This is a genomic window from Nocardioides aromaticivorans (assembly GCF_013408525.1).
In the GTDB taxonomy this organism is placed as follows: domain Bacteria; phylum Actinomycetota; class Actinomycetes; order Propionibacteriales; family Nocardioidaceae; genus Nocardioides; species Nocardioides aromaticivorans.
Map to the genome: position 1 here is coordinate 2,336,400 of NZ_JACBZM010000001.1, position 15,143 is coordinate 2,351,542.

The 15,143-nt window shown below is 72.5% G+C and carries 12 protein-coding genes; all 12 read left to right on the forward strand.

Going from position 1 to position 15,143, the window contains the following annotated elements; genetic code table 11:
* Positions 1 to 19 precede the first annotated feature (19 nt).
* The 12 genes from BJ993_RS10985 to BJ993_RS11040 all read left to right on the forward strand — a co-directional run bounded on the left by BJ993_RS10985 (position 20) and on the right by BJ993_RS11040 (position 14,900).
* Positions 20 to 925 carry an ABC transporter permease gene (locus tag BJ993_RS10985; protein ID WP_179648809.1) on the forward strand — a complete coding sequence of 302 codons (906 nt, stop codon included), beginning with the start codon at positions 20 to 22 and terminating at the stop codon, positions 923 to 925.
* Positions 922 to 1,770 (forward strand): ABC transporter ATP-binding protein, encoded by an 849-nt coding sequence (locus tag BJ993_RS10990; RefSeq protein WP_036543704.1) that lies wholly within the window; start codon positions 922 to 924, stop codon positions 1,768 to 1,770. The genes BJ993_RS10985 and BJ993_RS10990 overlap by 4 nt, the downstream gene beginning before the upstream one ends.
* Positions 1,767 to 2,585, forward strand: a complete 819-nt coding sequence (locus tag BJ993_RS10995; protein WP_179648810.1) for an ABC transporter permease — start codon at positions 1,767 to 1,769, stop codon at positions 2,583 to 2,585. Before BJ993_RS10990 ends, BJ993_RS10995 begins: the two co-directional genes overlap by 4 nt.
* A gap of 46 nt (positions 2,586 to 2,631) precedes the next feature.
* Complete coding sequence (locus tag BJ993_RS11000; RefSeq protein WP_179648811.1) at positions 2,632 to 3,813, forward strand: ABC transporter substrate-binding protein; 1,182 nt, start codon at positions 2,632 to 2,634, stop codon at positions 3,811 to 3,813.
* 2 nt (positions 3,814 to 3,815) lie between these two features.
* A complete protein-coding gene (locus tag BJ993_RS11005) occupies positions 3,816 to 5,132 on the forward strand; it encodes an aspartate aminotransferase family protein (protein WP_036543701.1) in 1,317 nt (438 codons plus the stop codon).
* Positions 5,129 to 6,622, forward strand: a complete 1,494-nt coding sequence (locus tag BJ993_RS11010) for a CoA-acylating methylmalonate-semialdehyde dehydrogenase (RefSeq protein ID WP_179648812.1) — start codon at positions 5,129 to 5,131, stop codon at positions 6,620 to 6,622. The genes BJ993_RS11005 and BJ993_RS11010 overlap by 4 nt, the downstream gene beginning before the upstream one ends.
* A 178-nt stretch (positions 6,623 to 6,800) precedes the next feature.
* A complete protein-coding gene (locus BJ993_RS11015) occupies positions 6,801 to 7,523 on the forward strand; it encodes an ABC transporter ATP-binding protein (RefSeq protein ID WP_036543697.1) in 723 nt (240 codons plus the stop codon).
* Entirely contained in the window at positions 7,495 to 8,967 is a 1,473-nt protein-coding gene (locus BJ993_RS11020) for a hypothetical protein (RefSeq protein ID WP_179648814.1), read from the forward strand. Before BJ993_RS11015 ends, BJ993_RS11020 begins: the two co-directional genes overlap by 29 nt.
* Before the next feature lie 260 nt (positions 8,968 to 9,227).
* Positions 9,228 to 10,031, forward strand: coding sequence for an SDR family NAD(P)-dependent oxidoreductase (locus tag BJ993_RS11025; protein WP_179648816.1), 804 nt, complete (start codon positions 9,228 to 9,230; stop codon positions 10,029 to 10,031).
* Positions 10,028 to 11,077, forward strand: coding sequence for a phosphotransferase family protein (locus BJ993_RS11030; protein WP_179648818.1), 1,050 nt, complete (start codon positions 10,028 to 10,030; stop codon positions 11,075 to 11,077). Before BJ993_RS11025 ends, BJ993_RS11030 begins: the two co-directional genes overlap by 4 nt.
* A gap of 4 nt (positions 11,078 to 11,081) precedes the next feature.
* Positions 11,082 to 11,747 (forward strand): histidine phosphatase family protein, encoded by a 666-nt coding sequence (locus tag BJ993_RS11035; protein ID WP_179648820.1) that lies wholly within the window; start codon positions 11,082 to 11,084, stop codon positions 11,745 to 11,747.
* A gap of 129 nt (positions 11,748 to 11,876) precedes the next feature.
* The gene (locus tag BJ993_RS11040; protein WP_179648822.1) at positions 11,877 to 14,900 is read left to right on the forward strand and encodes a S8 family serine peptidase; all 3,024 of its coding nucleotides are present in this window, start codon (positions 11,877 to 11,879) and stop codon (positions 14,898 to 14,900) included.
* Positions 14,901 to 15,143: the final 243 nt, after the last annotated feature.

Below are 15,143 nucleotides of genomic sequence, written 5' to 3' on the forward strand. Positions count from 1 at the left end.
GCGAGGTACCGCAGCGCTCATGCGAGAAGGGCAGGGCCTGACCTTGGCGGCGTTCCTGTCCCGCTTCCGCGGCGTCCTCCTCGGAGTCCTGGGGGTCGCGGCGGTCGTCGCCGCGTGGGACCTCTACAAGGCCTTCGGCCCCGAGCAGGGCGTGCTGGTCGGCGACACGCGCATCCTGCCGCGCACGACCGACCTCGCGATGCCGCACTCCTGGGAGATGCTGCAGCGCTTCGGCGAGCCGGTCACCTCCCTGCGCGGCGCCCCCGACGCCTTCTCCGCCGTGTACGACGCCAGCATGTTCTCGCTCGGACTGGCCGCCCGCGGCTGGGTGATCGGCGTGGTGGTCGGGCTCGTCCTGGCGCTCGCGATGAGCCGGTTCCGCATCGTCGAGTCGGCGTTGTTGCCGTGGGTGGTGTTGAGCCAGACCGTGCCGCTCATCGCGATCGCGCCGCTGGTGCGGCGGTGGGGCTCTGAGATCGAGATCGGCGGCTACACCTGGACGAGCCAGGACTCGGTCGCGGTGATCGCGGCGTACCTCGCCTTCTTCCCGGTGGCGGTCGGCGCCCTGCGTGGGCTGAAGTCGCCCGACCAGACGCACCTCGACCTGATGCACGCGCTGGGGGTCGGCTGGTGGCGGACCCTGCTCACCCTGCGGCTGCCGGCGAGCGTGCCCTTCCTGCTGCCCGCGCTGCGCCTCGCCGCGGCCAGTGCGGTGATCGGCGCGGTCGTGGCCGAGGTGTCGATCGGCCTCAAGGGCGGGCTGGGCCGGATGGTCATCGACTACGCGGTCGCCGCCAGTGGCGACCCGGCGAAGCCGTGGGCGCCGATCTTCGGCGCCGTCGCGATCGGGCTCGTGGCCGCCGGTGCCGTCGGCCTGCTCGGCCTGGTCCTCCGCCCGTTCCGACTGACAGGAGCCCCTCGATGACTCACGCTGCCAGCGACCCCACCGCCGGCCACGCGGCGATCCAGGTCCGCGGCGCCCACCGGGTCTTCGGCAAGGGCCGCAAGCGGGTCGACGCCCTCAGCGCGGTCGACCTCACCGTGGCCGCCGGGGAGTTCGTGTCCCTCATCGGCCCCAGCGGCTGCGGCAAGAGCACCCTGCTGCGCCTGGTCGCCGACCTCGACAGCCCGACCTCGGGCGAGATCTCGGTCTTCGGCAAGAGCGCCCGGCAGGCTCGGCTCGACCACGACTACGGCATCGCGTTCCAGCAGTCCGGGCTGCTGCCCTGGCGCACCGTCGCCGGCAATGTCGAGCTGCCGCTCAAGCTCCACGGGATCAACTCCGACGTACGCCGGGAGCGGGTCGAGGAGCTGCTCGAGCTGGTCGGCCTGACCGACTTCGCGAAGAGCCACCCCGACCAGCTGTCGGGCGGCATGCAGCAGCGGGTCGCGATCGCGCGGGCCCTGGCCGAGAGCCCCCGGCTGCTGCTGATGGACGAGCCCTTCGGTGCCCTCGACGAGATCACCCGCGAGCGGATGCAGAACGAGCTGGTGCGGATCTGCGCGGAGACCGGCGCCGCCGTGCTCTTCGTGACCCACTCGATCCCGGAGGCGGTCTTCCTGTCCGACCGGGTCGTGGTGATGTCGCCGCGGCCGGGCCGGATCACCGGTGTCGTCGACGTCCGCGCCGACGGCATGGTCGCCGCCCACGACCGCTCCGCCGGCGCCCGCGACGAGGAGGGCTTCTTCCGCGCCGTGGGCGAGGTCCGCTCCCTGCTGCACGGCACGCCCGAGCCCGCCAGCGCCGCGAGGGGGGTCGACAACAGATGACCACCGTCGCCAGCGCCGCGCCGGCCCGCGACACCCGGGCCCGGCTGCCGATCACCGACGTCCGGTGGAGCACCGTGCTCGCGCCGCTCGCGGTCGGCGTACTCGCCCTGGTGGCGTGGGAGTGGGTGGTCGACGCCTTCGACGTCAAGCCCTACGTACTGCCGGCGCCGAGCGCGATCTGGACCCAGGTCACCGACCACCTGGACTCGATCGTCAAGGGGGCCCGGGTCACCGGGCGCAACGCGCTCATCGGCACCCTCGCCGGAGCCGTGCTCGGCGTCGCGGGCGCGATGCTCGCCGGCAGCTTCCGCTTCGTCGACCAGATGGCGGCGCCGGTCGTCGCGGCCCTGGCGGTGATCCCGATCGTCGCGCTGGCGCCGGTGCTCTACTCGATGTTCGGCGCCGCGGTCGACACCGGCCGGATCATCGTCGCCGGCATCTCGGTCGCCGTCCCCGTCTACCTCAACACGCTGCGTGGGCTGCGCCAGGTGCGCCAGGTCCACCTCGACCTGATGACCGCGTGCGCCGCCAGCCGCTGGCAGGTGGTCCGCACGGTCACCCTGCCCACCGCGACGCCGTACGTCTTCACGGGCCTGCGCGTCGCCTCGTCGCTCGCCGTGATCGCCGCGCTGATCGCGGAGTACTTCGGCGGACCGATCGGCGGTCTCGGCAAGTCGATCACCTCGTCGGCCGCGAGCAGCAACTACCCGCTGGCGTGGGCCTACGTGTCCGGCGCGATCGTGCTGGGCCTGCTCTTCTACGTCGTCACGCTGCTGGTCGAGCTGTGGTTCTCGCGCCACCACCGACCGTCCTGAGCACCCCCGTCTCGGAACCCCACCCCCGAGGAAACAGGAGAATCGCATGAAGAGAACACTGAAGCTGGGCGCCACCGCCGCCGCCCTCGTACTGGTCGCCTCCGGCTGTGGGAGCGACGACGGCGACAGCGACTCCGAGGTCGACGTCGCCTCCAACAAGGACTGCGCGGCGAAGACGAAGGAGGCCCGGGACGCGGGAGACCTCACCGAGGTGTCCCTCCAGCTCCAGTGGGTCTCGCAGGCACAGTTCGCCGGCTACTACGCCGCCGTCGCGCAGTGCTACTACGTCGACGAGGGCCTCGACGTGAAGATCGTCGAGGGCGGTGTCGACATCGTCCCGCAGGACGTCCTCGCCTCCGGCGACGTCGACTACGCCATCTCGTGGGTGCCGAAGGTGCTGGGGTCGATCGAGCAGGGCGCCCAGATCACCGATGTGGCGCAGATCTTCGAGCGCAGCGCCACCACGCAGATCTCCTTCAAGGACAAGAACATCACCAAGCCGGCCGACCTCAAGGGCAAGGCCGTGGGCAGCTGGGGCTTCGGCAACGAGTGGGAGCTCTTCGCGGGCATGCAGGACGCCGGTGTCGGGGTGGGCGACATCAACCTGGTGCAGCAGGCCTTCGACATGAACGCCTTCCTCGCCGGTGACATCGACGCCGCCCAGGCGATGACCTACAACGAGTACGCGCAGGTGCTGGAGACGGTGAACCCGGACACCGGCAAGCTCTACACGCCCGACGACCTCAACGTCATCGACTGGAACGAGGTCGGCTCCGCGATGCTCCAGGACGCGATCTGGGCGCAGACCGAGAAGCTGTCCGACGCCGCCTACGAGGAGCAGACGGTCAAGTTCATCAAGGCCAGCATCAAGGGCTGGGCGTTCGTCCGCGACAACCCCGAGGACGCCGCGAAGATCGTGGCCGAGTCCGGCTCCGAGCTCGGCACCAGCCACCAGCTCTGGATGACCAACGAGGTCAACAAGCTGCTCTGGCCCTCCACCAACGGCGTCGGCGTGATCGACGAGGCCGCGTGGAAGCAGACCGTCGACATCGCGCTGCACACCAAGAACGAGACCGGCGCGACCATCATCACCAAGGAGCCGCCGGCCACGGCGTACACGAACGAGTACGTCGAGAAGGCGCTCGCCGAGCTCGAGGAGGACGGCGTGGACACCAAGGGCGCCGACTTCGAGCCGATCACCGTCGAGCTCAAGGAAGGCGGCAAGTAGGCATGACCGAGGACCGGGACGCCCTCGCGGCGCAGCTCGACAAGGAGCACGTCTTCCACTCGTGGAGCGCACAGGCGGCGCTCGCGCCGCTCGTCGTCGCGGGGGGTCTCGGCACCCGGGTCTGGGACCACTCCGGACGGACCTACCTGGACTTCTCCAGCCAGCTGGTGAACGTCAACATCGGCCACCAGCACCCACGGGTGGTGGCCGCGATCCAGGAGCAGGCGGCGACGCTCGCGACGATCGGGCCCGCCACTGCCAACCTCACCCGCGGTGAGGCGGCGAAGCGGATCGCGGCGCGGGCGCCCGCCGGCATGGACAAGGTGTTCTTCACCAACGGCGGCGCCGACGCCAACGAGAACGCCATCCGGATGGCGCGGCTGCACACGGGCCGCGACAAGGTGGTCTCGACCTACCGCAGCTACCACGGCAACACCGGCGCCGCGATCGTCTCCACCGGCGACTGGCGGCGGCTGCCCAACGAGTACGCCCGCGGGCACGTCCACGTGTTCGGGCCCTATCTCTACCGCTCGGAGTTCTGGGCGACCACGCCGGAGGAGGAGTGCGAGCGGGCGCTCCAGCACCTGCGACGGGTCGTCGAGTGCGAGGGACCGCAGAGCGTCGCCGCGATCCTGCTCGAGACCGTGCCGGGGACCGCGGGGATCATGGTGCCCCCGCCGGGCTACCTCGCCGGGGTCCGCGCGCTGGCCGACGAGCACGGGATCGTGCTCATCCTCGACGAGGTGATGGCGGGCTTCGGGCGGACCGGTGAGTGGTTCGCGCTCGACGCGCACGACGTCGTACCGGACCTGATCGTGTTCGCGAAGGGCGTGAACTCCGGCTACGTCCCCGTGGGCGGCGTGGTCCTGAGCAACGCGATCGCGGCGACCTTCGACGACCGCGTCTTCCCCGGTGGCCTCACCTACAGCGGGCACCCGCTGGCCGCCGCCTCCATCGTCGCGTCGATCGACGCGATGGCCGAGGAGGGCATCGTCGACAACGCCCGCAAGATCGGCACCGACGTGCTCGGCCCCGGCCTGGCCGAGCTCGCCGAGAAGCACCCGGTCATCGGCGAGGCCCGTGGTGTCGGGGTGTTCTGGGCGCTCGAGCTGGTCGCCGACCGGGCGACGCGCGCGCCGGTCGCCCCGGCCGTCATGGGACGGGCGAAGGCCGAGCTCGTCTCCCGCGGCGTGATCCCGTTCATCGCCGACAACCGCATCCACGTCGTCCCGCCCTGTGTCGTGACCGCCGACGAGGTGGCCGAGGCGCTGGCGGCGTACGACGCCGTCCTGACCCTGCTCGACGAGGAGCTGACATGACCGAAGTCCTTGACCACTGGATCGCGGGAGGGCCCGACGCCGGTACGTCGGACCGGACCGGGCCCGTCTACGACCCCGCCCTCGGGGAGGTCGCCCGGCAGGTGCGCTACGGCAGCGCCGCCGACGTCGATCGCGCTGTCGCCGTCGCGAAGGAGGCCTTCGCGAGCTGGGGGGAGACCTCCATCGCGCGGCGACAGCAGGTGCTCTTCGGGTTCCGCGAGCTGCTCAACGCCCGCAAGGACGAGCTCGCGGCGATCCTGACCTCCGAGCACGGCAAGGTGCTCTCCGACGCGGCGGGAGAGGTCGCGCGCGGCCTGGAGGTCGTGGAGTTCGCGTGCGCGATGCCGCAGCTCGCCAAGGGCGCCTTCTCGCAGAACGTCTCGACCGACGTCGACGTCTACTCCGTGAAGGAGCCGCTCGGCGTCGTCGGCATCATCAGCCCGTTCAACTTCCCGGCGATGGTCCCGATGTGGTTCTTCCCCATCGCCATCGCCTGCGGCAACACGGTCGTGCTCAAGCCGAGCGAGAAGGACCCGAGCGTCGCGAACTGGATGGCCGCCCTGCTCGCCGAGGCCGGCCTGCCCGACGGTGTCTTCAATGTCGTCCACGGCGACAAGGAGGCCGTCGACGCGCTGCTGGACAACCCCGACGTCGCGTCGGTCTCCTTCGTCGGCTCGACCCCGATCGCGCGCTACGTCTACGAGACCGGGACCGCCCACGGCAAGCGGGTCCAGGCCCTCGGCGGCGCCAAGAACCACATGCTGGTGCTGCCCGACGCCGACCTCGACCTGGTCGCGGACTCGGCCGTCAACGCGGGCTTCGGCTCGGCCGGCGAGCGCTGCATGGCGATCTCCGTGGTCGTCGCCGTCGAGCCCGTCGCCGACGAGCTGATCGACAAGATCCGCGACCGGATGGGCAAGCTGGTCACCGGCGACGGCCGCCGCTCCTGCGACATGGGCCCGCTGATCACCCGCGAGCACCGTGACAAGGTCGCCGGCTACCTCGACGTCGCCGCCGCCGACGGGGCCACCGTCGTCGTCGACGGGCGCGAGGTCGAGGTGGACGGCGCTGCCGAGGGCTTCTGGCTCGGCCCGACGCTGATCGACCGCGTCCCGACGACGTCGACCGTCTACACCGACGAGATCTTCGGACCCGTGCTGTCGGTGGTGCGGGTGGCGTCGTACGCCGACGGGGTGGCGCTGATCAATGCCGGGCCCTACGGCAACGGCACCGCGATCTTCACCAACGACGGTGGCGCGGCCCGCCGCTTCCAGCGCGAGGTCGAGGTCGGCATGGTCGGCATCAACGTCCCGATCCCGGTGCCCGTCGCCTACCACTCCTTCGGCGGCTGGAAGGCGTCGATCTTCGGCGACGCGAAGGCCTACGGTCCGCAGGGCGTGGAGTTCTTCACCCGCGAGAAGGCGATCACCTCGCGCTGGCTCGACCCGTCGCACGGCGGGCTCAACCTCGGGTTCCCGCAGCACACCTGACCCTGGACGAGAAAACTCACGCTTGGACGATGAAACTTCGTCGTCCAAGCGTGAGTTTCACCGGCCGGCCGGTGAAACTCCCACGGCGCCCGGTCCCGGCTCGACCCGCCCGATCGGACTATCCCGGTCGGGCGCTTCGGCCGTGCCGCCCGGCCCGCGCCGTGGCGAGGATGGACCGATGACGGGGAGGCAGTCCTTCCGCGGCGTCCTGGTGGACGGCCTGCGGGTGCAGTTCGGATCGGTCGAGGCCGTCACGGGTGTCGATCTGCGCGTCGAGCAGGGCCAGTCGATGGCGCTGCTGGGTCGCAACGGAGCCGGCAAGTCGACCACGATGCGGGTGCTCGCCGGCGTCGTACCCCCGACGTCGGGCACCGCCCTCGTGGGTGGGTACGACGTCCGGGAGGCCGCGCTCGAGGCGAAGCGGGTCGTCGGGTACTGCCCCGACGTCGGCGGGCTGGTCCCCCGTGCGACGCCGTGGGAGCACCTGCAGCTCAGCGCCCGCCTGCGTGACCTCGCCGACTGGGAGATGCGCGGCCGGGCGCTGCTCGAGCGCTTCGACCTCGGCGACGTCGCGCACCGGGTGACCGCAGGCTTCAGCCACGGCATGTCGCGGCGGCTGAGCGTCGTCCTCGCCGCACTGCACGAGCCCGAGGTCCTGTTGCTCGACGAGCCCTTCGACGGTGTCGACCCGGTCGGCGTCGAGGCGACCTTCGACGTGATCGAGGACGCCCGCGCCCGTGGCGCCGCCGTCCTCGTCTCCACGCACCTGCGCGACCTGGCGGTCGAGGTGTGCTCGGAGGTGGCGGTGCTGCGTGGGGGGACGCGCATGGCCACCATCTCGTCCGGCTTCATGGCCGGCGACGACGGTGCCCGTGCCTACCGCGCGCTCCTCGCCGGCTGAGCCGACGCCGCACCGGCGGGCGCGCGCCCACCCGGTGCGCGACGTCGGCCACCTGCTCCGCTTCCGCGCCGCGACGGTACGACGCCCCCGGGCCGCCGCGCTCGCGCTGGCCGTGCTCGGGCTGGCCACCGTGGCCGCGGCCGTGGTGCCGGCGTGGGTCACGGTCGATCCCGGGCTGGCGCGGCTGCTGCAGCCGGGCCTGGTCGCGATCGCGCTCGTGGCCGGCGGGAGCGCCGCGGCGAGCGGAGGCGGCCGGGAGCTACTGCCGCGCGACGCCGCGGCCGTGCACCCGATCAGTCCGCTGACCGACCACCTCGGCGCCCTGCTGCTGTCGCCGCTCAGCGCCGGCTGGCTGATCCAGGCCTGGGCGCTGCTCGGGCTCGCGTCGGCCGTCGGGGTCCCGGCCGCGCCGGTGGTGGCGCTGTGCTGGCTGGTGGCCTCCACGGTGCTGGCGCAGGCGGTGGGGTGGACCTCGGAATGGCTGCGACGGCGCCACCGCGGGCTGCTTCCCGTCCGGCTGGCGCTGCCGCTCGTCGTGGCCGGTCTGCTCGCGGCGGGCCCTGCGGAGGTCGTCGCGGCGACGATCCGGGACGGCGACCTCATCGTCGTCGTGGTGGTGACGCTGGTCGTGGTGACCCTCGGGCTGGTCGTCCTCGGCGCCCGTCTCGCGGGGGCCGTCGCCCGGCTGGTGCCCCGTGACGAGGGCCGCCTCGAGACCCGTGCCCACGCGCCGCGGCCGACGCCGCGCAGCGACTTCGTCGTGCTCCGCCGGATCGACCGCGGCTCGGTCTGGCGCAGCGCCCCGCTGCGCCGCGGTACCTGGCTGCTCGCCCTCGCCCCCGGGTCGGTCGCCCTCGCGGGCGGCCTCGACTGGCCGGCGCTGGTGCTGATGCCGGGCCTCGTCGCCTCCGGCTGCGTACTGCTGTTCGGCGTCAACCTCTGGTGCCTCGACGGCCGCGGCATGCTCTGGCGCGAGACCCTCCCCGTCGCGCCGCGCACGGTCGTGGCCGCCCGCGCGTGGGTGCTCGCCGAGCTGCTCCTCGGTGCCGGGGCGGTCACACTGCTGCTGGGCGCGGTCCGGGCCGGTCGCCCCACCGCGGCGGAGCTCGCTGCCGTCGTACTCGCCCTCGCCGTGGTCGTCGCCCAGTCCGTCTCCGCCGGCCTGCGCTGGTCCGCCGCCCACCCGCACGCCGTCGACCTCCGCTCCGCGCGCGCCACCCCGGCCCCGCCGCTCGCGATGGTCGGCTACTCGCTGCGCCTCGCCGTCGCCACCACCGTCGCCGGCCTGCTGCTCACCGGCCTCGCCACCGCGGGCCGGGTCGACCTGCTGCTCGCGGTCGCCGCCGTGCTGGTCCTGGTGTCGGCGCTCCGCATCTCCCGTTCGGTACGACGGTGGGCCGATCCGCTCGCCCGCGCCGAGGTCGTCGCGGTGGTCGCCGCCTGAGGCCGGTGGTCGAGGAGGTCGCGCAGCGACCGTCTCGAGACCCCTCGCTCCGGTGCACCCACTGTGACCCGGGGGATCCTCCGGCCCGGCGGCCACCGACGACAGTCCGGCGAACCGTGTTGCCACGTCTCGTGACGGTCGCTGCGCGACCTCCTCGACGACCGGGGGTCGTCGCTGCGCGACCTCCTCGACGACCGGGGGTCGTCGCTGCGCGACCTCCTCGACGACCGGCGGGTCAGGCAGTCAGTAGTGTCGGCCGGGTGACCGACCAGCAGCCGAACCAGCAGCCGCAGACCAGGGTCCTCATCACCGGCGCCGCCTCCGGGCTCGGCGCGGCCTTCGCCTCGGCCTGGGAGGCCCGCGGGGCGCGGGTGCTCCGCACGGACCGGGTGGCGGACGAGTCAGCGGGCGAGCTCCGCCTCGACATCACCAGCGACGCCGACTGGGTGGCCGCGCGCGAGCACGTCGAGCGGGAGTGGGGCGGCCTGGACGTCCTCGTCAACAACGCCGGCATCGCGGGCGGCGGACGCCTGGACGTGTCCGGGATCGACGAGTGGCAGCGGCTGGTGGACATCAACCTGCTCGGCGCGGTGCGGGGTACGGCGACCTTCACCCCGCTCTTCAAGCGGCAGGGCAGCGGCCGCATCGTCAACGTCGCCTCGCTGGCGGGCCTCGTGCACCCGGCCGGGATGGCCGGCTACAACGCGACCAAGGCGGCCGTCGTGGCGCTGACGGAGACCACGGGCCACGAGCTCGCGGCGCACGGGGTGACGGCGCACGTGGTGTGCCCGTCCTACTTCCGAACCAACCTGATGGCGGGTGTCGAGGGGCGCGACGCGGCGCTGCAGCACGTGATGACGAAGCTCGTCGAGGACAGCCCGATCAGCGCCGACGACATCGCCACCGCGGTGCTCGACGCGATCGACGCCGGCACGGAGCTGATCATCCCGGACGAGGCGGCCCGCGGGGCCTACCAGCTGAAGCAGGCCGACCGGGCGGCGTACGACGCGGTGATGCGGGCCCAGGCGCGCAAGCTCGACGTGATCGCCGAGAACGCCCGGTGACCGCCACGGACGAGTCGCGCCCGGTCCGCGACGAGGACGCCTTCGACGTCGCGGCCGTCGCCGACTGGCTGGGCCGCGGGCCGATCGCCGAGGTGCGGCAGTTCCCCGGCGGCGCCTCCAACCTGACCTACCTGCTGCGGATGGCGGAGGGGCCGGAGCTGATCCTGCGCCGCCCGCCGGCGGGCACGAAGGCGAAGGGCGCGCACGACATGGGCCGGGAGTTCCGGATCCAGTCGGCGCTGGAGCCGGTCTTCCCGCAGGTGCCGACGATGGTCGCGTACTGCACCGAGGAGGAGAGCCCGGTCGGCAGCGAGCTCTACGTCATGGAGCGGCTGCACGGGCTGATCCCGCGACGCGACTTCGGCTTCCCGGTGAGCCCGGAGCAGGCGAGCCGCCTGTGCGACAACGCGGTCGAGACCCTCGTGGCGCTGCACTCCATCGACGTCGACGCGGTCCCCGGGCTGGCGGCGCTCAACAAGGGCGAGGGGTACGTCGCCCGGCAGGTCGGCGGCTGGGTCAAGCGCCTCGACGACGCCCGCACCGACGACACGGGCGACTGGTCCGACATCACCGGGTGGCTGGACGCCCACCAGCCCGCCGATGCCGGGTCGGCGATGATCCACAACGACTACCGCCTCGACAACATGGTCCTCGCCGCCGACGACCCCACGCGGATCATCGGCGTCCTCGACTGGGAGCTCGCCACCGTCGGCGACCCGCTGATGGACCTCGGCTGCACGCTGTCGTACTGGGTGCAGGCCGACGACGACGACTTCTTCCGGATGACCCGCCGCCAGCCCACGGCCGACCCCGGCATGTGGACCCGGCAGCAGGTCATCGACGCCTACCTCGAGCGGCGCGGCCTCTCCCTCACCCCCGAGGAGTGGCGCTTCTACGAGGTGTTCGGCCTGTTCCGGTTCGCCGTGATCGCGCAGCAGATCTGGTACCGCTACTTCCACGGCCAGACCACCAACGAGGCCTATGCCGCCTTCGGCCCGGCCGTCGCGGGCTTCGAGGCGCGCTGCCGCCGGATCCTGGCGGGCTGACGCGATGGGTGTGCTGCTGCTGGTCCGCCACGGCCAGGCGTCCTTCGGCGCCGACGACTACGACGTGCTCTCGGAGACCGGCTGGGAGCAGGGCCGCACGCTCGGCCGCTGGCTCGCCGAGCACGGCCCGGTGCCCGGGTCGGTGGTGCACGGCGGGATGCGCCGTCACCGCGAGACGTGGGAGGCGATCGCCGAGGGCGCCGGGCTCGACCCCGCGTCCGGGATCGACCACGACTGGGCGGAGTTCGACCACCTCGCCGTCCTCGCCCGCCACGGCGAGCTCACCGGCGCGACGATGGCGCACGACGTCGACCGCCGCGCCTTCCAGGAGCACTTCGAGGTCTCCACGGCCCACTGGGCGGCCGCCGGCGCGAGCGCCGGCTACCCCGAGCCGTACGACGCCTTCATCGCCCGCGCCCGCCGTGCGCTCGACGCCGCCGCGGCCCTGCCGGGCCCGGCGCTGGTGGTGACGTCCGGGGGAGTGATCGCGGCGCTGGCCGCGTCGCTCGTCGTACCGGAGGGCGGGGAGATCGGGCCGGTCTGGGCCCGCTTCAACACCGTCATCGCGAACACGTCGGTCACCCGGGTCATCGTCGGCTCGACGGGGGCCCGGCTGCTGACCTTCAACGAGCACCCCCATCTTCCGCGGGAACTGGTCACCTACCGCTGAAGTTGCTGCCACCGAACCCCTTGACGCAGCGGTCCTTCCTGAGTTGGGTGTCGTGGGCGGAACGATCTCCGCACCGGCAGCTGCCCACAAGGCGAACGCCGTCCCTCTCGGATCTCGGAGGACCCATCGATGCATGTCCTTGCCGCGGGCGTACGACGCGCCCGCCGTCTCCGCTCCAGCCTGGTGATCGCCCCGGCCGCGATCCTCGGAGTGACGGTCGCGCTGGGTGCTCCCGCGCTGGCCGACGACCCCGGTGACCCGGGTCCCGGCGCCTCCGACGGCGCGGGCCTGAGCGCCGACAAGACGGACCTGACGCGCTACAAGGCCGGTCGCTATGTCGTGATGCTGGCGGCTCCGCCCGCCTCCACGGCCGACCAGACCCGGGCCGGCGCCGGTGAGCAGTTCGACGCGCGCGGGGCCGGCGTGGCGGCGTACACGAAGAAGCTGCGCGCGTCGCACGACAGGCTCGGCAGTGACCTCGGCTTCGACGTGAAGCGGCACTACACGATCTCGGCCAACGGCTTCGTCGCCGACCTGACCGCCAAGCAGGCCACCGAGCTGGCGACCGACCGCCGCGTGCTGACGGTCCAGAAGGACTCGATCGTCTACGCCGACACCTGGAACACCCCCGACTTCCTCGGCCTGACCGGCAAGAAGGGCGTCTGGAAGCAGGTCGGCGGCGAGCGCAAGGCCGGTGACGGCGTCGTGGTCGGCGTCATCGACTCCGGCATCTGGCCCGAGTCGAAGTCCTTCCGGGGCGCGCCGCTCACGGCCGACCCGCAGGGCAGGTGGGGCACCAAGATCACCGGCGCGGTGACGTCGATGAGGAAGTCCGACGGCAACCTCTTCCGCGGGCTGTGCCAGGCGGGCGAGGAGTTCGAGGTCAGCGACTGCAACAGCAAGCTGATCTCGTCGCGCTACTTCGTCGAGGGCTACGGCGAGGCACGCACCATCGACGAGGACTACATCTCGCCCCGTGACGGCAACGGCCACGGCTCGCACACCGCGTCCACCGCCGCGGGCGGCCGGGTCGACGACGTGACCACCGAGGGCGTCGACTTCGGCTCGGTCAGCGGCATCGCCCCGGCCGCGAAGATCTCCGTCTACAAGGCCCTCTGGGCGACCGAGGACGGCCGGGCGTCCGGTACGACGTCCGACCTGGTCGCCGCGATCGAGCAGGCCGTGACCGACGGCGTCGACGTCCTCAACTACTCCATCTCGGGCCCGACCGACACGGTCCTCGAGGCCGCGGAGATCGCGTTCGAGGGCGCGGCCGAGGCCGGCGTCTTCGTCGCGGCCTCCGCCGGCAACAGCGGCCCGGGCGCCTCGACCGTCGCCCACAACAGCCCGTGGGTGACGACGGTGGCCGCGAGCACGCACACCAGCTTCGAGAACACCGTCGTGCTCGGCAACGGCCAGAAGATCGTGGGCGCGTCGATCAGCAAGACCGCCCTGCCGGACACGAAGCTCGTGGATGCCGGCGACTCCGGCAACGGCTCGCACTCGGCCAGCGACACGGCCCTGTGCGCGCCCGACAGCCTCGACCCCGCGAAGGTCGGCGGCACGATCGTGGTCTGCCAGCGCGGTGTCTACGACCGGGTCGCCAAGAGTGCCGAGGTGCAGCGCGCGGGCGGCGTCGGCGTCGTCCTCGCGAACATCAGCGAGGGCAGCCTGGACGCCGACTTCCACGCCGTGCCGACGATCCACGTCTCGGACGCCGACGCACCGAAGGTCTACGACTACCTCGACTCGGCCGGCGCCTCCGCCACCGCCCGCTTCGAGCTCGGCAACCTCTCCGGCACGGTGACCCCGGTGCCGCAGATCGCCGGCTTCTCCTCGCGTGGCCCGGCCGCGTCCGACGACAGCGACCTGCTGAAGCCGGACATCTCCGCGCCCGGCGTCAGCGTGCTGGCCGCCGTCGCGCCGCCGTCCAACCACGGCCGCGACTACGACCTCTACTCCGGTACGTCGATGTCGGCTCCGCACATCGCGGGCCTGGCCGCGCTGATCCAGGGCGTCCACCCGCGCTGGGAGCCGATGAAGATCAAGTCGGCGATGATGACGACCGCGACCGACCTCAAGAAGTCCGACGGCAGCCGGTCGAACGACCTGTTCGCGCAGGGTGCCGGCCACGTCAACCCGCGGGCGTTCCTCGACCCTGGCCTGTTCGTCCTCTCGGACTGGGAGCAGTGGTACGGCTACATCACCGGGCTCGGCCTCGACACGGGGGTGCCCGCGATCGAGCCGAACGCCGTCAACCTGCCGTCGCTGGCCGAGGGCCACGTGATGACGTCGGTGACCCTGGCGCGCACCTTCACCGCGGCCCGCAAGGGCACGTGGCGGGTCAGCGTCGACGTCCCCGGGTTCAAGGCGAAGGCGAGCAGGTCGTCGGTGTCGGCCCGACAGGTCGGGCAGTCGACCAAGGTCGACTTCACCTTCGAGCGCACCAACGCGCCGCTGAGCCAGTGGGCCTTCGGGCACGTCACGCTGACCGGTCCGACCACCGTGCGGCTGCCCGTCGCGCTGCGGCCGGTCTCGGTGAAGGCGCCGACGTCGGTCACCGGCACGGGCGTCGACGGCTCGACCGAGGTGCCGATCACTGGTGGCTTCACCGGCGACCTGCAGGTCTCGCCGGCGGGCCTGGTCAAGGGGCAGACCTCGGAGGGCTCGCTCGCGGTGGGTGCCTACACCCTCGAGTGCGTGACCATCGGCGAGGGCAACGACCTGGCCCAGTTCGACCTCGTCGCGCCGGACCAGACCAGCGACCTCGACATGTACGTGTACGCCGCCGAGTCGTGCGACCCGTCGACGATCTTCGCCGTCGCGGGTGAGGCGGCGACGCCGTCGCCCGGTGAGACCTTCTCGCTCGAGGGGGCGCCGGCGGGCACCTACATCGTCGAGGTGGACGCGTTCGCGGCCGGTGACCAGGGCGCCCCGGTGCCGTGGTCGCTGCGGGTCTACGACCTCGGCGGCTCGCCGTCGGTCGGCGACCTGGCCGTCGAGCCGAACCCGGTGCCGGTGACCACCGGTGCCGATGCGTCCTTCGACGTGACGTGGAGCGGGCTCGACGCCGACGCGCACTACTTCGGCCTGCTCGGGTACGACGGCGCGCCGAACTCGACGTTCGTCTACGTCGACACCACCACGCCGTAGCCGCGGCGTACGCACGCAGGAAGGGGCCCGGTCGACCGACCGGGCCCCTTCCGCGTCCGGGGGTTCACACAGGCCGGGGTCGACTGTGAAGGTGCCCTCCCTAGCGTGGGCCCCGGGCCGAGCACCGCCACGGCCCGCGCGGAAGACCCCGGGTGGCGGTGGGCGGTCACGGGGATCCCCCTCCACGCGACCGAGCTGCCCGGGGATCGTCGCGGCCGGTGCTCACCGGGCCTGGCGAGTCGG